17 protein-coding genes are annotated in these 18951 nt (G+C 36.3%); 6 read left to right on the top strand and 11 right to left on the bottom strand.

The window, feature by feature from the left end; translation table 11 throughout:
• Positions 1–60: 60 nt before the first annotated feature.
• Positions 61–801, top strand: a complete 741-nt coding sequence (locus BXY64_RS02080) for a LytR/AlgR family response regulator transcription factor (protein ID WP_120238319.1) — start codon at positions 61–63, stop codon at positions 799–801.
• Between the two features lie 123 nt (positions 802–924).
• Here BXY64_RS02080 and BXY64_RS02085 read toward each other — a convergent pair whose 3' ends face one another.
• The 4 genes from BXY64_RS02085 to prmC all read right to left on the bottom strand — a co-directional run bounded on the left by BXY64_RS02085 (position 925) and on the right by prmC (position 4482).
• Positions 925–1521 (bottom strand): LPP20 family lipoprotein, encoded by a 597-nt coding sequence (locus tag BXY64_RS02085; protein ID WP_120238320.1) that lies wholly within the window; start codon positions 1519–1521, stop codon positions 925–927.
• Positions 1522–1584: 63 nt separating this feature from the next.
• Positions 1585–2994 (bottom strand): LPP20 family lipoprotein, encoded by a 1410-nt coding sequence (locus BXY64_RS02090; RefSeq protein ID WP_120238321.1) that lies wholly within the window; start codon positions 2992–2994, stop codon positions 1585–1587.
• Between the two features lie 86 nt (positions 2995–3080).
• Positions 3081–3569: a regulatory protein RecX gene (locus tag BXY64_RS02095; RefSeq protein ID WP_245996572.1), complete on the bottom strand. Its 489-nt coding sequence runs from the start codon at positions 3567–3569 to the stop codon at positions 3081–3083.
• 55 nt (positions 3570–3624) lie between these two features.
• Positions 3625–4482, bottom strand: coding sequence for a peptide chain release factor N(5)-glutamine methyltransferase (gene prmC, locus BXY64_RS02100; protein WP_120238322.1), 858 nt, complete (start codon positions 4480–4482; stop codon positions 3625–3627).
• A 139-nt stretch (positions 4483–4621) separates the two neighbouring features.
• Here prmC and cls point away from each other — a divergent pair, with 139 nt between their 5' ends.
• The gene (cls, locus tag BXY64_RS02105) at positions 4622–6094 is read left to right on the top strand and encodes a cardiolipin synthase (protein WP_120238323.1); all 1473 of its coding nucleotides are present in this window, start codon (positions 4622–4624) and stop codon (positions 6092–6094) included.
• Here cls and BXY64_RS02110 read toward each other — a convergent pair.
• The 4 genes from BXY64_RS02110 to BXY64_RS02125 form a co-directional block, all read right to left on the bottom strand.
• On the bottom strand, positions 6078–6899 hold the full coding sequence (locus tag BXY64_RS02110; RefSeq protein ID WP_120238324.1) for a carboxypeptidase-like regulatory domain-containing protein: 822 nt from the start codon (positions 6897–6899) through the stop codon (positions 6078–6080). The two genes, cls and BXY64_RS02110, sit on opposite strands and share 17 nt — an antisense overlap.
• Before the next feature lie 7 nt (positions 6900–6906).
• Positions 6907–7758: a carboxypeptidase-like regulatory domain-containing protein gene (locus BXY64_RS02115; RefSeq protein ID WP_170150554.1), complete on the bottom strand. Its 852-nt coding sequence runs from the start codon at positions 7756–7758 to the stop codon at positions 6907–6909.
• Positions 7759–7777: 19 nt separating this feature from the next.
• Positions 7778–8599: a carboxypeptidase-like regulatory domain-containing protein gene (locus tag BXY64_RS02120; RefSeq protein WP_170150555.1), complete on the bottom strand. Its 822-nt coding sequence runs from the start codon at positions 8597–8599 to the stop codon at positions 7778–7780.
• A gap of 103 nt (positions 8600–8702) precedes the next feature.
• Entirely contained in the window at positions 8703–9452 is a 750-nt protein-coding gene (locus BXY64_RS02125; protein ID WP_120238327.1) for a uracil-DNA glycosylase, read from the bottom strand.
• A 188-nt stretch (positions 9453–9640) separates the two neighbouring features.
• On the opposite strand from BXY64_RS02125, the gene BXY64_RS02130 reads away from it, so the two are divergent.
• Entirely contained in the window at positions 9641–10459 is an 819-nt protein-coding gene (locus tag BXY64_RS02130; RefSeq protein WP_120238328.1) for a 2,3,4,5-tetrahydropyridine-2,6-dicarboxylate N-succinyltransferase, read from the top strand.
• 61 nt (positions 10460–10520) lie between these two features.
• Complete coding sequence (locus tag BXY64_RS02135; RefSeq protein ID WP_120238329.1) at positions 10521–11084, top strand: L-threonylcarbamoyladenylate synthase; 564 nt, start codon at positions 10521–10523, stop codon at positions 11082–11084.
• Positions 11085–11570: 486 nt separating this feature from the next.
• Here BXY64_RS02135 and BXY64_RS02140 read toward each other — a convergent pair whose 3' ends face one another.
• Entirely contained in the window at positions 11571–12293 is a 723-nt protein-coding gene (locus BXY64_RS02140; protein ID WP_120238330.1) for a head GIN domain-containing protein, read from the bottom strand.
• A gap of 168 nt (positions 12294–12461) precedes the next feature.
• Between BXY64_RS02140 and BXY64_RS02145 the strand changes: the two genes are divergently transcribed.
• Positions 12462–12881: an acyl-CoA thioesterase gene (locus tag BXY64_RS02145; protein WP_120238331.1), complete on the top strand. Its 420-nt coding sequence runs from the start codon at positions 12462–12464 to the stop codon at positions 12879–12881.
• A gap of 85 nt (positions 12882–12966) precedes the next feature.
• Here BXY64_RS02145 and rimM read toward each other — a convergent pair whose 3' ends face one another.
• Both rimM and BXY64_RS02155 read right to left on the bottom strand, forming a co-directional pair.
• A complete protein-coding gene (gene rimM, locus BXY64_RS02150) occupies positions 12967–13506 on the bottom strand; it encodes a ribosome maturation factor RimM (RefSeq protein ID WP_120238332.1) in 540 nt (179 codons plus the stop codon).
• Between the two features lie 10 nt (positions 13507–13516).
• Complete coding sequence (locus BXY64_RS02155; protein ID WP_120238333.1) at positions 13517–14053, bottom strand: 30S ribosomal protein S16; 537 nt, start codon at positions 14051–14053, stop codon at positions 13517–13519.
• Between the two features lie 494 nt (positions 14054–14547).
• Here BXY64_RS02155 and dnaE point away from each other — a divergent pair, with 494 nt between their 5' ends.
• The gene (gene dnaE, locus BXY64_RS02160) at positions 14548–18927 is read left to right on the top strand and encodes a DNA polymerase III subunit alpha (RefSeq protein ID WP_120238334.1); all 4380 of its coding nucleotides are present in this window, start codon (positions 14548–14550) and stop codon (positions 18925–18927) included.
• The last annotated feature ends 24 nt before the right edge of the window (positions 18928–18951 follow it).

Raw genomic sequence — 18951 nt, forward strand, 5'->3', positions numbered from 1 at the left:
TTTTTGTATAGAGTAATTGGTGAGTTTTGTTTAAAGAAAATCAAACTAAAAATCCCGACCATGAATGTTTATTTAATCGTAGATCACTGCAAAAAGGAAATTGCAGGTTTAAAATCGAAACTAAGTAAAATTGAACCAGAGTGCAAGGTTTATCATTCTACTACTGTTGAAGAGGCTTTATTACTTTACGTTTTGCACAAGCCACAATTGGTATTTTTAGAGGTAAATCTGAAAAACGAAAATGGCTTTGAGTTAATTCATGGCTTGTTGGAGTTGGGAGAGCATCCAAACTTTGCCATTACAACCAAAAACGAAAGTTTTGCCATTAAAGCCATCCGATCTTCGGCAGTTGATTATTTGCTAAAGCCAATTGCCATTGAGGATTTGCAGTTTTGTTTGAATCGTGTTCAGAGCATGGAATACGAAGAAATGGAGAAACAACGCATGACAGAATTGTTTCTAAAGTTGCAAATACAGAAGAGAGTCACCATTAAAAATCGTGTTGGTTTTGAAGTAATTAAGCCAGAGGAGATACTTTTTTGCAAGGCAGATAGAAATTACACCGATATCAAGTTAGTTGACGGTACAAGCTTAACTACTTCCACAACCTTGGGAAGCGTGGTGCAACAATTAACAAGCAAGGTATTTTTCAGAATTGGCCGATCGGCAGTAATTAACCTGGATTATTTGAAGTCGGTGAACAGAAAAGACAAGCAATGTTTGCTGTCTTGTAATAGCGAAATTTATAAACTTCCGATGTCTCCTAATCGGGTTCAGGAATTATCAAGAGTATTGAATTGACTAATTCATGCCGATAGGTATTTAAAATGGAATCATAGGTGAATATCACCATCCTACTACTACAAAAAAAAAACAGCGCATGAGTAATTCCATGCGCTGTTTTCATTTATACATTGAAAGTTTTTAGAAACCTCTTTGTTGAGTTTGTAGTTTTTGCATTTCTTCTTCGAAGGTTTTCTTGAACTTTTCGTAATCGTAATCAACTTTCAACTTGTCGTCTTGCGATAATTTTTGGTTGATTGCTTCTTCCAAATCTTTAGCACTCATTTCAAGAGCGATGTAAGTTTTGTATTTGTTTTGTGAAGTTCTGGTTTGCTTTTCGCAGATTACCTTAATGTTGTTCAGTTGTTGGTTGATTACTTCGCGAGTTAAACCTTCAAAACGTTCTTCCACTTGTTCAACATTGTTCAATTCAGTTGAATTTACGTAGTTGTCGATGGTTCCTTGAACAGTAGATTGAATTAAAGTTGCCAATTCGGCACGAGCATTGGTTCCTGCTTTTTTCTTAGAAACCATTTGATCTAAACTCTCGCCAATTGCAGAAGCTCTAAAGTGGTTTTTGTCACTTTGGTAATCAGGACCAGTACAATAAACTTCGATAAGCTCTTCGCCTTGTGCCTTGGTAGAAACTGCTTTTTCAGCAGATCCACATGAACTTAATCCGGCAGCTAATAAAACTCCTAAACCAAGGAATAATGATTGTAATTTTCTTGTTTTCATCTTTTCTTGTTTTGAGGTAATAAGGCAATTAATTACTCATTACCAATTGTTCATTATTAATTATTATAAGTCCAGTTGATTCAATTTTGGAATAATGACGTTGTGAATTTCTTCAACAGCTTGTTCGTATGCTTCTTTTACGGCATAGTCGTAGCTGATTGGTTTCATTCCTTTTACTTCATATATTGCATCATTAAATATCTCCATGCCACTTTTTGCATCCGTTAAGGAGAAGAAACAATCAAGATATACAATGAATACTTTGTAGTTTCTGCCTTCTTTTACTTCGCCTTTGGTTACATTGGTATTGATTTTAAGAAAAACTTTGGCTTTCTCTTTGTCGTTTGTAAACGAGAAGAAATTTTCCGACAGTTCTTTCTTCATATTGTTCTTCAGAATCTCACGATTCGAATCCTTTCCAAATATCTTTTCGCTAAAGTTTAAATATGCTTTTAAACGCTCAACATTGATAATGATTTTGCTTTTAGGAGCCGATTCTGGCGTAAAGAACAGTTTGTTTAGTTGATAATTTTCTGATTCTTCATCTAGAATGGAACTTAAATCCAGTCCAACTTCGATTTCCTGTAATTTCATTTTCGAAGTTACTTTTGAGAGTTTCGAAGCTGCATAACCAAATTCGTCAGTGCTAACCTTGTTGTTTAAAATCCCTTCACCTTTCGAGAAATCGATCTCTAAAGGAAGGTTAGGAATTAAACTGTTTCCGCTTTCTCCCAACCATTCTGCTTTCACCAAAATAGGTTCTTTCTGCGATGTTGAAATTTCAATTTTGATTGTTTTTCTGTCGGGAGTTAGTTGCGTTCTCTTAAAAATATTCTGAATGGAGTTGTAGATGTCTGTCCCCAGATTTACTCTTCCTTTAAAAGTCATTACCGACAAGTCTTCGTCCAAATGTTTCTTAATGGCATCAAGGGCTTTTGCGTAGTAATTTAAAGCCTGGAAGATATCTAGTTTTTCTTCGCTGATTTTTCCTTGTTCGAAGAAGTTCTGAGCCAATTTTTTGGCTTTGTTCAGTTTCAATCGCTTCTGTAATTCGTATTGCGATTTCGATAAACGATAGTAAACCCAATATTCATTTCCTCTTTTGTTGTCCCAAGTTCCAACAATTTCATATCCTTCCAATTCTTCCATTAATGAGGTTCTAACTTCAGATTGAAATATCTCACGAAAGGCAGTTTCATCTTCGAATTGTTGAAGAACTGAGTTGGCAGAAATGTTTACCGATATCTCGGAACACAAATCGTGTAAAGCCTGGTTTTTGGCCAATTGTATGTAATTTGTTTTTGAATCGTCCTTTTTAACTACCGATATACCCACATAGTAATCAGGAGTAATAGGTCTTTCTTTAACCCACTTTGGCGGTCTTCTCTTTGCCATACCTTGTTGTGCCGAACAACCAATAAGCAAGAGTATTATCAATGAAAAATTTAGAGTCGTGCGTAGAGTTTTTATCATTTGTATAGGTTTAATGTAATATTAGATAGCAAAATTAAAGATAAACATTCCTTAACAATAAGCTTGCCAAAAGTAAATTTAAAGTTTTATTTTAATTCTGAGAGCAAGTCATTAATAAGATTTAAAGATAATTGAGATTCAAAACCTCGACTTTGAGCAAAGCGATACAATTTTGTCTTTAATTGGTATGGATCATCATCTTTTAGGCTTCGCAATTTCGATTGTAAAAGATCTTGAAGATTTTCTTTGTATTCCTGATCGTTAATCTGTTCCAGGGCTTCATTTATAATTCTTTCCTGAATTTGTTTGTGCTTTAAATGGTATGATATTTTTATTCTTCCCCATTTGTTAAAACGATATTTATCGCGTACATAAAAGTTGGTAAATCTACTTTCATCAATAAACTTGTCTTCCATTAAGGAGTTTATAATTTCATCCTGATCATCAGCAGAGATGTTCCAATCTTGTAATTTTTTACGAATATCGCTGCAGCATTTTTCTTGTTTGCTACAAATAAATTGCACTTTTGAAAGAGCTGCCTTGGAGCTTATTTGGGTGGGCTTTTTTTTATACATTGCTTTTTGAATGATTTGTAAAGATGTAGCAATGCTACGTCACTACATTATAAAATTATTTTATTGCTGACATCATTCTGTCTTTGCCATTAATGTCTTTTTGAACTTGTATGCTGGAAAATCCTTTTTGCTCTAGCAATACTGTCATTTCTTTTCCCAAACTTTCGTTGATTTCAAAGTACAGTTTTCCTCCTTTTTTCAGATGATCTTGTGCCAATTCTGCAATTCTTCGGTAAAAAATTAATGGATCATTATCGCTCACAAAAAGAGCTGTGTGCGGTTCAAAGTCCAATACATTTTTCTCCATTTTCACCTTTTCAGCATTGGTTACATATGGTGGATTACTTACGATGATATCCAATTGTTCCCACTCATAGACTTCCCAATTTAAGATGTCTCTTTCATCAAATCTAACCTGAACTTCGTTTCGTTTTGCATTTTCTGTTGCAGTTTGAATGGCTTTTGGTGAAATATCAACACTACTTACATTTGCATTTGTAAGATGCTTGGCCAGGCAAATGGGAATGCAGCCACTGCCAGTTCCAATATCCAGAACATTCAGGTTGGCTTCTTTATTTTCATTTATAATGGCATGAACCAACTCTTCTGTTTCAGGTCTTGGTATTAATGTGTGCTGATTTACTTTGAATTTTAGTTCATAAAAATCAGCTTCGCCTAAAACATATTGAATCGGTTTATTCTCTTTCAAATCTGCAATGTATTCTTTTACTTTTGCGAATTGCTCATCTTGAATGGACTCTGTTTTATTCAGTTGAATTTGAGTTCGTGAATAATTCAGAAGCTCTTCAAGCAAAATATAGGCAATACTTTCACTTTCTCGCGAACTATAAATGCTTTCAAGTTCTTTTTTTATGTAATTTATTGTAGATTGTATGTTGTTTAATTGGCTCATTGAATTTCAATAATAGATTAGGAATTTAGCTATTAGTAAATGGATTTTTATAGATTTCACTCAAAAATTTATCATCTCATATCTAATATCTCAAATCTGTTAAAGCACAAAGATACAAATCTTCTATTCTCTTAGATTTATGTTACTATCAATTAATTGGTCGGATTTTTGGATACAGTTGTTTGCAGCGCTGAGTATTCTTTATGCTCTAACCATTATTACTACCATTATCATTGTTCTGCTTGAGAATAGAAGTCCTTTAAAAACCATATCATGGATTTTGGTTTTGATATTTCTCCCGGTTTTTGGTTTTGTGGTTTACCTGGTTTTTGGGCAAAGTTTCCGCAAGCGAAAAATGTTCAGCATGAAAGGTTTGGGGGATTTAAAATGGCTGCAGGTAATGAGTCAGGATCAGAAACTTCGTTTGGATAAAAGCCGTTTCTTAAAGGATGAGCGCATCCATGAGAAGAAAAACATCATGACTTTGTTGTTGAATAATTCCAAGGCTTTACTGAGTGGTTACAACAAGGTGAATGTCTTGAATGACGGCAAGGAAACTTTTTCCGAGATTTTTAAATCCTTGCGAAAAGCAAAAGACCACATTCATTTGGAATATTACATCATAGAAGATGGTGAGTTGGCTTCGGAATTGCTTGAAATATTGGTGGAAAAAGCACAAAGTGGAGTAGAGGTACGGGTGATTTACGATGATGTTGGCAGCTGGAAACTGAGTAAACAGTTTGTGGAAACTTTGGAAGAGGCAGGTGTAAAAATCCAGGCTTTTTTACCCGTTCGATTTCCTATATTAACCAGTAGGGTAAACTATCGAAATCACCGTAAAATTATTGTAATTGATGGAACTACAGCCTTTGTTGGAGGTTTGAATTTTGCCGACCGCTATCTCAATGGAATTCCTGATATTGGAATTTGGCGCGATACACATTTAAAGGTGACAGGTGAATCGGCCTCGAGTTTGCAAATTGTGTTTTTAATCGATTGGTATTTTGTTCGCCAGGAGGTTTTGATCAATGAGAAATATCTGCCTTATAAAAAAGCCAAAGAGAAATGTCTGTTACAAATAACCGCCTCTGGTGCCGATTCCGATTGGGCTAGTATTATGCAGGCTTACTTTTCGGCAATTACTTCGGCTAAGCGAAATGTTTATATATCATCGCCTTACTTCATGCCGAACGGAAGCATTTTAATGGCCTTAAAAACATCGGCCATGAGTGGGGTTGATGTTCGAATTTTGATTCCGAATAAATCCGATTCTTTCATGACCTATTGGGGAACATTGTCTTACATCGAAGAATTGCTGGAAGCTGGTGTGAGAATCTATTTTTACAAAGCAGGTTTTAATCACAGCAAAATCATGACAGTGGATGGAATCCTGTCAACAGTGGGAACCGCCAATATGGATGTGAGAAGTTTTGAGCAGAATTTTGAAGTAAATGCTTTGGTTTACGATGAAAAAATAACCTTGGAATTGCGAGAACGATTTTTAGAAGACTTGCAGCAAAGCGAAGAGGTAATTCTTGAGAAATGGATTCACCGATCGAAGGTGCAAAAAATGCAGGAATCCATTGCTCGTTTGTTTACTCCTCTTTTGTAGTGTATTCTTCGTATAAATCTAGAATTTGTTTCATCACATCATAATCACGAGAATTCTCGGTCACATGAATTTTCTTTCCACAAAACTCCATAAATGAAACCAGTTCATCGCCTTTTAATCCTGTAGCATCCGATACAATTTGGGCATTGTATTTATTACCAATTTTTTTGTTTTTTCCTTCTTCCTTAATTCTTTTAGAAAGTTTCTTTTTGATTTTTTCCTTTTTACTGAGCTTGTTGTGAAGAAAATCGGTAGGCCTGAAAATGGCATCAACGATACCCATCTTTTTATCTATTTTAGGTCTATATTGAGCAGGAACAGGATCAGGTTTTTTGGTATTGTATGGAGCCAATTGTTTACCAATGTCTTTATTAATAGGATTTTTCTCCTTCACTTTCGCTTTTACAAATTCATCTTTAAACTCGTCCCAGGTTCCCAATGCGTAGATATCAACTTCTTTAAGCAGATAGGATATGTCTTGTAACTTTATCCGAAAAAATGGTGGAAAATCAGGATTTAGGATAATAGGAACAGGCCATTCTTTCAATTCATAGCCTAAGGCACTAATCACCAAAGTATCTCTTTCTTGAATCTGTAAATGAAAGACTCCGGTACTGTCACATATGACACCTTTTCTCGATCGTTTTATGGTTACGGTAGCGTTAGGAATTGCTTCGTTGGTTTTCGAAGAGTAGATCAAACCAGATATACTAAGAGTTGAATCTTGCAGAAAAGATTGCGCATTGCTGTAAAAAGCATTTGCTGAGAGAAAAAGAATGAGTATGAATTTTAAAAAGATCTTCATTATAAAATTATGGTCGCAGGTGATTTGGTATTTTATCTTTCTTTTTAAGTTGTAATAAGCTAGAATTTGCCTTTTCAGGATCTAGTTTATATTCTTTGTAAAGTTCTAAAATTTTTGTCTGTATATCTAATTCACAGTCTTGATAAGTAAAGTTTGAATTTTTGCATATGTATGCATAAACCTGTTCCAATGTATTTCCAGTTTCGCCAGTTAAGTTGGTAACAATTTCCCTGTTAAACTTTTCTTGAAGCATTTGTTGGTGTACAAAGTTTACTTCATTTGAAAATACAGGCTGAGGTTTCTTTTTCTTTTTGAATATTTTACTACCAAGTCCTATTAAACCAGCAACAACATTAGGTGGAGTTCTTGCCTGTTCCTTTAGTTTAATCTCAAACATTTGTGCTTCGCTTAGTCTAAAGCCTTCTCCTTTCTTTTTCTTTGGAGGTAGTTTTTTCTTCACGAACTCTTCTTTAAAATCTTCATAAGTTCCAAGTGCATATACATTTACTTCCTTTAAAGGAACTGCCTGATTTTTTAAATAAATTTTGAAAAATGGCGGAAAGTTGGGATCTGCAATGGCAGGAACAGGCCATTGTATCATTTCAAAACCCATAGAACTAATTACCAAAGTATCTTTGGGCAGGATTTGCAAATGAAAAACGCCGGAACTGTCACTAATAACTCCTCTTCTTGTTCGCTTAATGGTAATAATGGCATCTTCAATAGGTTCTTTCTCTTTATCAGATAAAATAAAACCGGAGATACTAATCGTTGAATCTTGAGAAAATTCTTGGGCTACACCATTTAGTGTTAGAAGAGTGAAGCAGATTAAAATAAGAGATTTAGGGTTTGGTTTCATCATTAGTGGGTTGGGATGCTTAAGGTCTTAGATGATTTTCGATCCTGCCAAGTGTATCTGTAAAGCTTAGGTTGTTCTGAAAATCGGTATCTTCCTGAAGAAATTTCTTATGCAATTCTTTTACTCTTCTTACAATGTACATGTCGCTACTTTGATAAGAAAAGCTGGTTCTGGAGTTGATGTATTTCATCAGAATATCCAGACGATTGCCATTTTCTTTTGTGATTTCAGCCACTAAATTTCGATTGAATTTCTCGGCAAAAAGAGTAGCTTGAATTTCCTCTAACTTGGTAGGGATTTTCATGCCTTTAAATTTCTTTTTCCTTTTGCCAAAACCCAAACTAACACCAGCACCTTGTCGTCTCATGGCTCTTCCAGTGTATTCGTCCATGGTGAAATCTCCAAAGTTTATGGCTAAAGAAGCATCAGGATCGGCAGGTGCTTTTGCTTTTACGAATTGCTCTTTAAAGTCATTCCAGCTACCAAAAGAGTGCACCTGCACTTCTTGTAACATGTAGCTTTCTATATCCATAATAATTTCCTGGAATATTTCATTCTCCACACCAGGAGTTTGAACATCTACCAATTGTGCTTTATATCCCATGGCAGTAACTTTCAATTTCTGATCAGGATTCACTCGTATTCTAAAGAATCCCAAGCTATCACAGATAACGCCCCAGTAGGTGTCATCCAAATTTACATGAGCATATGAAATTCCTTCCTTGGTTTCAGAGTTGATTACCTTACCCGAAACAACAAAAGTTTGGTCTTTATGTTCCTGCGAAAATGAATTGCCAATAGTTAAAAGCAGTAGAAAAATGGTATTAATTGTAGTTTTCAAGATTCTTCGATTAAATAATGAATGATAAATATAGCTCACTCATTTATCTTAAAAACCGATTGTTACATTTTTTAACACACTTTAACCGAATTTAAGCGCAACCCTATTTGTTTAGACCTAACCAATCTACCTTATTTTTGGTTTCGGTAAACGGATTTGTTTTACCAAACAAAATGTCATTATCTCTTTGATAACACATCATTGGGTGCGAGGTTTCTATTTTATTTTCAATTTGAATGTCAATAACAATTTTTTGAGCATTGTTGCCCCAAAGAAACCAAATGGCGTCTTTATTCTGATCGGCAATATGGCTCAACAATTTTTGAGTAAATTTTGACCAGATTTTGGTATGAGAATTTGGATTACCAATTTCACAGGTAAACGCTGTATTTAATAGAAGTACATTTTCTTTTTCCCACCAATAACGGAACAATTGGTTTGGAGGTAGCACCTTAAAATCACCTTCCATTGGTAATCGATCTCCCTCATTTAATTTTTTTAAGATCTCAGAATACTTCAACTCTTCGGTAGTATAAGCTTTGTAAATGCTTCTAAGAATATTTTTTAAGGATACATTTCTAAATTTATCGAACCATGAATTCAATCCATTCACCTCAAAAGATCGCCCCGTTGCCACGCCTTCCTGCGGATAAGGATCTTGTCCTAAAATCACCACAGGAATAGCATGTAAATCCATCTCCAAAAATCTTAAAACCAATTCTTTTTTAGGTGTAGCACTTTCTATTAGAATGGATGATTCGATACTCTTAATCAAATCAATAATTTCATCAGTAAGAAAGGAGTTCCACGATTCGTGAATATTTAAGCTCGATAGGAAGATTGAATTTTGCATGTTCTGATAATTTGTTTGCCCAAAAGTAATACGGATTCATTTTTAATACAACCATTTCATTTCTATTATCTGTCTGATGAAAAATAAGTCTGCAACTTTTTGACTATTCGACATTTCTACATTTTGACTTTTCTACTTTTTGACTAGTTTTGTGAGCATTAACCAAAATTTTACAAGCAAATAAGAATATGTACGAAAATCTTAAACAAAGCATTGAGTCTGCCTGGGAGGATAGATCTTTATTGAGTTCACCCGAAGTGCAGAAAAATATAGAAGAAGTAATTGAACTTCTTGACAAAGGAAAATTACGTACTGCAGAACCAATTGAAGGTGGTTGGCAGGTAAACGAGTGGGTGAAAAAGGCAGTGATTCTTTATTTCCCAATTCGTAAAATGGAAACCATAGAAGTGGGCCCATTCGAATTCCACGATAAAATGGCATTGAAAACCAACTATGCCGATTTGGGAGTTCGTGTTGTACCTCATGCAGTTTCTCGTTACGGAGCCTTCCTTGCAAAAGATGTAGTAATGATGCCATCATATGTAAACATTGGTGCATACGTTGATGAAGGAACTATGGTTGATACTTGGGCAACTGTTGGATCATGTGCTCAAATTGGAAAACATGTTCATTTGAGTGGAGGTGTTGGTATTGGCGGTGTATTGGAACCAATTCAGGCTTCTCCGGTAATTGTGGAAGACAACTGTTTTATTGGTTCTCGTTGTATCGTGGTAGAAGGAGTTCATCTTGAAAAAGAAGTTGTGCTTGGAGCAAATGTAGTGCTTACAAAATCGACTAAAATTATTGATGTAACCGGAGAAGAGCCGGTAGAATATACAGGTTTTGTTCCAGCACGTTCGGTAGTTATTCCAGGAACCAGAACCAAAAAATTCCCAGCAGGAGAATATCAAGTCCCTTGTGCACTTATCATTGGTAAGCGTAAACCATCAACCGACTTGAAAACTTCTTTGAATGATGCACTGCGTGAATACAATGTAGCAGTATAGTAAATTTATTGATGATATGTAAAGGCGTAGCATTGCTACGCCTTTACCACATACAAATAATATGAACAACGACATTAACAAAGCACTAGAGGTTTTAAAATCGGGAGGCGTGATTCTTTATCCTACCGATACCATTTGGGGAATTGGCTGCGATGCTACAAATGCCGATGCAGTAAAAAGGGTTTATGAAATTAAACAACGTGAGGATTGCAAGGCAATGTTGGTGTTGATGGAAAATCCTAACAGACTGAATTCATATGTTGATGAGGTTCCTGAGATTGCCTGGGATTTGATTGAGGCCAACGACAAACCAATGACATTGATTTATCCGGGAGCAAAGAACCTGGCGCCTAACTTGATCAATTCGGATGGAACCATTGGTATTCGTATCTCGAATGAGGAGTTTACTCAGAATTTGATTCAAAGATTTAAAAAGCCAATCGTTTCGACTTCGGCTAATATCAGTGGAGATCCATCACCTGCGAATTTTTCTGAAATCAATGAAGAATTGAAAGGGCTGGTTGATTATGTGGTGGAGTATAAACAAGATGATTTTGAAAAAGCGAGTGCTTCAAGTATCATAAAGATAGGAGTAGGAGGAGAGATTCAGATCCTTCGAAAGTAATTGGATAGTTAACGCATAATTTTCCTATTCAGAGAGGGATGTATGCTATTTTTTTAGGGAAACGTCCTTGTTAAAATAGGGCTGGTTCTTGTTGATAAGGGAACATTGCCTGTTTGAGAGGGAATCTTCCCTATTTTTATTGCGATTATCCTTATTTAAGATGCAACCTTCCTTTGGAAAGAGGGAATGTTCCTTTACAAAGAAGCACGTTTCCTTGTTTTTATAGAATCATCCTTACTCAAAAAAGCAAGTTTTCTATACGGAAATGAAAGTTCGATACTAAAACTGGCAATTTTGTCTATCAGAGAAGAAATCTCCTTTTCAAGGAAAGAAATTTTCAATCTTGAAATGTAAGGTTTGATTACTTTAGTAGCATGATTTCTTAGTGGTGTGGTAATCTAGAAATTCTTGTTAGGAGTATCGCTACGAAAAAAGAAAATATGTTACCGGAATAGGTGGATATTCCTTCCGGTAACATTGTATTATTTAATCACCAATCGATTTAATAGATCCTGATCCTACAGATTTACAGTTAACATCTTTAGGATTTCCTCGGTAATAAATATCACCGCTACCAGCAACTCGAGCAGTTATACTTTCCGAAGCATAAACTTTACAATCTCCAGATCCTGAAATATGTATGTCTGCAACTTTTGCTTCGAAATTCCCAGCTTCAATATCACCCGATCCACTAATGTGAATCTCCAATTCTTCCTTACATTCTCCTTTTAAGCGGATATCACCTGAACCAGAAATGTGACACTCCACATTTTCAGCTTTCAATTTGTCGATAATAATGTTACCGCTTCCGCTAATTGCATAATCAACGCTACCAGATTCTATAGGAGTTTTTGCAATAATGTTTCCTGATCCTGAAATTCTGAGATCTTCAACATTAGGAGTTGAAATGTAAACTTCAACTTTTTTGAATGAGCGACTGTTCCAATTCCACCCTCTGTTCTTTTTGCGCTTGATCTTTAAAGTTGATCCGTCTACTTCAGTGATGATTTCATCCAAATCATCGGAATAAGCTTTAACTTTTACAGATGTTTTTTCGTTTTGACTCACATAAACTTTGGCAGCAATTGAAAGGCTAATTGATTCGAAAGAGCTTACTTTTCGATCCTCTGTTTTTTGAGCAAAAGCAATTGTACTGCTTAATATCAAAGCAAAAATTGCAATAAGGGAAGTAATACGTTTTGATTTCATATGTTATGGTTTTAGATTATAAATCGTTTCGTACTTTTTAAAGGACGAACAACTCAGCCAAAAGTTGCATCATGTATAATTTTTGTATGGACGTAGCATTGCTACGTTTCTACTCATTTTGTAGATATTAATTCAATATTTCTTAAATTCGTCCAAAATTTAATACAAATGGAATTCAGGCACATCAAGAAAATACAAGTTCGTTTTGGAGATATCGATTTAATGGGGCATGCCAATAATGGCGTGCAGTTGAGTTATTTGGATTTGGCCAGGATGGATTATTTTCAACAAGTATATGGTCAGGTGATTGATTGGAATGACTCAGCTCTTATTGTGGCACATCTCGAAATTGATTACTTGTCGTCAATTACTTTGCAGGATAAAATTGAAGTGCATACCCGAATTCATAAACTTGGCAATAAAAGTGTTGGTTTGTACCAAAATATTGTCGATTCTGTTACTGGCGAAATCAAAACCAAAACTTCACAGGTTATGGTTGGCTACAGTCAAAAGTTAGGCGAAAGTATTCCAGTACCCGAAACCTTAAAAATCAGAATTCGCGAATTTGAAAAAGAAGTAGTGGGGTAGCAGTAAACAGAGATCAGTAAATAGTTACTAATTATCAGATAAAAAAGGAATTGAATAATTAACTCTAATTGCTCAAGGCACTTAACTAATCAAGGTATAAATCAAGCAAACCATCAGGTGTTTCCATTACAATGGTTTTGTTTTCTTCATCAAGGTCGATGAAGTTTTCGTCGGCAAAAGGAATCATCACTTCCTCGCCATTAATTTCTACTACCATAACAATATTGCCTGCAAAATCCTGAATGTCTACAATCTCACCCAATTCACCTTTTTCTTCATCCTCGTAGGTGAATCCAATTAAAACATTAGGATCCAGTTCGTCTTGCTCTTCAATATAGTCCGGTACATCTTTCATTGGAACATAGATATCACAACCAATAAATCTTTTGGCTTTTTCTTCCGTGGCCATATCTTCCAATAAAATTCTTACACTCGAATGATTTCTCGAGTTCATCCCATTTTTAGGAATGAAAAAAGGAACCAATCCTCCATCGATATCGATGAGGATTGATTCCAATTTATTTCTTTCAAGAAGATCACCGTTTGTTTTGGCAACCAATTCACCTTTAACTCCATGAGTTTTAGTAAAGGTTCCAGCTAAATAACAATCTTCTTTTCTAAGCATGCAATTCAAATTAAGCTTCAGTTTCTTCAGCTCCTTCTTCGTTTGCAGCTTCTTCGCCTGCTTCTTCAGCTTTAGCAGCAGCTTCAGCTTCAGCAGCTTTCTTAGCGATAGCTTCTGCTCTGTCAGCGCTAATTTTAGCTTCTGCTTCTAAACGAGCTTGAGCTTCATCAGCAGCAGCTTTCGAAAGACCATCTTTCTTAGCGTTGATTTTAGCTTCTTTCTCTTGTTTCCAAGCCTGGAATTTTTCTTCAGCAGTTGCTTCATCAAAAGCACCTTTCTTAACACCATCTAACAAGTGCTTCTTCATCATTACACCTTCGTAAGATAAAATTGCTCTTGCAGTGTCGGTAGGCTGAGCACCATTACCAAGCCATGTTAAGGCTTTGTCAAAATTTAGGTCAATTGTAGCAGGATTGGTGTTTGGATTATAAGATCCAATACGCTCAATGTATCTACCATCACGTGGCGCTCTGCTATCTGCTACCACGATGTGGTAGAATGCACGTCTTTTACGACCGTGTCTTGCTAGTCTAATTTTTACTGGCATAACTCTTTAATAATAAGATTAATAATTTGCCTACATTATAGTTGTGGTATACATACCACGGTTTATAAGCGCGACAAAGATACAATTTTATTTTGTTTTCGAAACGGCTTGTTTAAGAATAATTTATAGCTTTTCACAAACTGAGATTCATATGCCCAATTAGTAAACATTTGGGCGTGCCCCTTCGGGTCGGGCTTTTTGTTTCAAGTCCTCGTTCGTACCTCACTCCGGGCTTTCCTCTTCAATCCCTCACGCTAGCTAAATTCAACTGTGTAATCAAATAAACCATACATTTATGGCTTCCTTTGCCCTATCAGCTTGTAGTCTGAAGTTAATAGCTGTCAGCTGAAAGCTTGCTAAAATAAAGTACTAACCCATCCGTTTGGTAAGGATATCAAAGAACAGCAGAATCTTCCAATTCACACAAATTTATTCCTTATCTTCGCATTCCGCCTACTTTATAAAGGTGAAAATACTATAATTTTGATACTGAGATGTTTTTAATATTTGATACCGAAACAACTGGCTTACCAAAAAAGTGGAAAGCACCTTTAGATGATTTTGACAACTGGCCAAGAATGGTACAGTTGGCATGGCAATGTCATGATATTGAAGGGAATTTTCTTTTTGCCAAAAATCATGTAATTACTCCTGATGGCTATACGATTCCTGAAGATGTAGTTGCAGTTCACGGTATCTCTACAGAAATCGCTCAAGAAAAAGGAATTCCGCTTACCGAGGCTTTGCTTGATTTCATGGAGGATGTAAGAAATTCTACATTTATCATTGGGCACAATGTTTCTTTTGATATTAACATTGTTGGTTGCGAGTTGCTGCGATGCGAAATGGAAGAGCAGGAGCTTGTAAAAGCACCAAGGATCGATACCATGACGGGTAGCAAGGAGTTTTGTGATTTAAAAAGACGAGGACAACTTAAAAATCCTACGCTTACCGAATTGCACACAAAACTGTTTGGCGTTCCATTTGCTGAAGCCCACAACGCGGCAGCCGATGTTGAGGCTACTTCCCGTTGTTTTCTGGAATTGATAAGAGTTGATGGATTAGGACAGGAAATTCATAGAATGTCTGCTCAGCAGATTCAGGCTTTTAAAATCAATAACCCTGATACCATTGAGTTGGTTGGAATCAAGTATGAATCCTTCAAGGTAAATACTGCTTTCGACGAAATCTCCATTGATAAGGAAGATAGAAAAAGGAAAGAAGCTGCGAAGAATATCACAACACAGCAACCCTTTGTTCATCTGCATGTTCATTCGCAATATTCAATACTCGACGGTGCTGCAAAAACAGCCGCAATTGCAAACAAAGCAAAGGAAGATGGAATGCCTGCTGTTGCTTTAACCGATCATGGCAGCATGTTTGGAATTAAAGAATTTCATGTGGCTTGTGGTAAAGCAGGGATTAAGCCAATTATTGGAGTGGAAGCCTATGTGGCCAGACGTGGTCATTTGGTGAAAGAAAATAAAACCGATGCATCTGGGAATCATCTTATTTTACTGGCTAAAAATTATAAAGGATATCAGAGTCTTCTCAAATTAACCTCTATTGCACATACCGACGGTATGTACTACAAACCGCGTATCGATAAAGACTTACTGGAACAATATAGCGAAGGATTGATTGTAAGTAGTGCTTGTCTTGGTGGTGAAGTGTCACAGCATATTATGGCAGGTAGTATCGAAAAGGCAAAAGAAACAATACTTTGGTACAAAGATGTATTTGGAGAAGATTATTACCTGGAAATTCAGCGTCATCCAAATGACGATCCTCGATTGAAAGGAGATGTTTGGGAAAATCAGGTAAGGGTAAATAAAGTAATTCGAGAGTTGGCAGCTGAATTGGGTGTTAAAGTTATTGCAACAAATGATTCTCATTTTATAAATGCAGAAGATGCAGCAGCTCATGACGTGTTGGTTTGTTTGAGTACAGGACGTGATTACGATGATCCGACTCGTATGCGTTACACCAAACAGGAGTGGTTCAAAACTACCGAAGAGATGAATGAGCTCTTTGCCGATGTACCAGAAGCACTTGCCAATACCTTGGAAATAGCAGAAAAAGTAGAAGCTTATGAGCTTGATGCTAATCCTATTATGCCTCCTTTTAATATTCCAGAGGAGTTTGGAACTTTTGAGGAATATAAGGAAAAATACAATGAGGCTGCTTTAATTGAGGAGTTTGAAGAAGAGCGATACGAGAAACTAGGTGGCTACGATAAAGTACTGCAGATAAAACTTGAGGCTGATTACCTGAAACATCTTGCATTCGAAGGTGCGAAAGTGAGGTATGGCGAAGAGTTGGAAGATAGTGTTGTTGAGCGATTGGAGTTTGAATTGAACACCATTAAAACCATGGGTTTTCCGGGATATTTCTTGATTACACAGGATTTTATCAACTGGGCAAAAGACAATGGTGTGATTGTAGGTCCAGGGCGTGGTTCTGCTGCAGGTTCTGCAGTAGCCTATTGTATTTCCATCACCGATGTGGATCCAATTAAATATGATTTGCTGTTTGAGCGTTTCCTAAATCCTGATCGTATTTCAATGCCCGATGTAGATATCGACTTTGATGATGACGGACGTCAGGAAGTATTAGACTATGTAACCGATAAATATGGACATGATAAAGTAGCGCACATTTGTACTTTTGGTACCATGGCTACCAAGAGTTCCATTAAAGATGTGGCGCGTGTACTTCGATTGGATTTGGCGGAAGCCAATCGACTTGCCAAATTGGTTCCTGAAGCACCAAAAATGAATTTTAAGAAAGCTTACGAGGAAGAACCTGCTCTTCTTGAAGAAAAAGATTCGCCAAATCCATTGATTGCAAGAACCATTAAGTTTGCGGAAGCATTGGAAGGTTCAGTAAGACAAACTGGAGTGCATGCCTGTGGGGTTTTAATTGGAAAAAATCCGCTTGACGAGCACCTTCCAGTAATGCCAACAAAAGGAGAGGAACTGTTAACTACCCAATATGATGGTCGTTTTGTTGAGGATATCGGCTTGCTTAAAATGGACTTTTTGGGGTTGAAAACCTTATCCATTATTAAGGAGGTACTTTCCAATGTAAAACTTTCCAAAGGAATTGATGTTGATATCAACAATGTTGACCTTGAAAATGAAAAGACTTTTCAGCTATTCAGTCGTGGAGAAACAACTGCCATATTCCAGTTTGAATCCCCTGGGATGAAGAAGCATTTACGAGCATTGAAACCAAACCGTTTTGAGGATTTGGTTGCCATGAATGCCTTGTATCGTCCGGGACCAATGGAATACATCCCTTCTTTTATCCGAAGAAAAAATGGAGAAGAAGAGATTGAGTATGATCATCCAATCATGGAGGATTACCTGAAAGATACCTATGGGATTACAGTTTACCAGGAACAGGTGATGCTCCAGTCGAGAGCGCTGGGGCAATTTACACGTGGTATGTCCGATTCCTTACGTAAGGCTATGGGAAAGAAGATTATTGCCATGATGGATAAACTGAAGGTTGAATTCATCAATGGATGTCACGATAATCCAAAATTTATGGATGGTGTTGGTGGAGATAATAATAAAGCCGACAAGCTAATTGAAAAAATTTGGTCCGATTGGGAGGCCTTTGCCAAGTATGCTTTTAACAAATCTCACTCGGTTTGTTATGCATATATTGCTTATCAAACGGGTTTTCTTAAAGCTCATTATCCAGCCGAGTTTATGGCAGCGGTTCTGTCTCGTAACTTATCCGATATCACGAAAGTGACTATTTTTATGGATGAGTGTAAGCGCATGGGCTTGCCAGTACTTGGACCAGATGTAAATGAATCTTACTCAACTTTTACGGTAAATAAACATGGTGAGATTCGTTTTGGAATGGCTGGAGTGAAAGGAGTAGGAGAACAAGCTGTTGCTGATATCATTGAAGAACGTAAAAATGGGCCATTTAAGGATATTTTTGATTTTGTAGAGCGTGTAAACTTACGATCAGTAAATAAACGAACGCTTGAAAATCTTGCCATGTCGGGAGGATTTGATAGTTTCGGATTGAAGCGAAGTCAATATTTTCAGATAGATGAAACCGATGTTACTTTTATGGAGCACTTGGTGAAGTACGGAAATAAACTGCAGGCTGAAAAGTTAAATAATCAACAAACTTTGTTTGGCGGAGTAGAGGATTATGTGGTTACTCCTCCGAAAGCACCGGAATGTGCAGAGTGGGGAAAACTTGAACGCTTAAATAAAGAGAAAGAGTTAATTGGGATTTACTTGTCGGCACATCCATTAGATGATTATAAGACAACCATAAATAATTTCTGTAATGCCAGCTTATCTGAATTATCATCAGAGTTTGAAAGCTTTGCCAATAAAGATGTTAATGTTGCGGGTATGATTACTGCAATTAGAAGAGGAACTACCAAAAATGGAAATCCTTTTGCCATTGTTGGAATCGAAGATTTTTCAGATTCATATGAATTGGCATTCTTTGGTAAAGATTTTATTGAGTTTGGTAATTATTTTGTTGAAGGTCTCTCTATTTACATTAGTGGTAGGGTTCAAACACGATCTTGGCCAAAAGATTCTACAGAGCTAGAATTTAAGGTGAAAAATATAATGATGCTTTCCGAAGTTCTTGAAAAGAAAGCAAAGGAGTTTACTTTGGAAATTCCCATAACTGCATTGACAGATGAATTGGTTACGGAGATTGTGAACTGCATTGATGAGAACAAAGGAAGTATGAAACTTAACTTTGAGATTTTTGATAAGGGAAAGAAAGCATTGAAAATGTTTTCGAGGAGTTACCGAGTTGAGTTAACCAATGAATTAATAGAATATTTTGAAAATAATTCGGAAATTAAATTCAAAATTAATTAAATTGCACTAGTTTTAAATAAAATA

It is taken from the genome of Marinifilum flexuosum (assembly GCF_003610555.1).
Lineage (GTDB): Bacteria > Bacteroidota > Bacteroidia > Bacteroidales > Marinifilaceae > Marinifilum > Marinifilum flexuosum.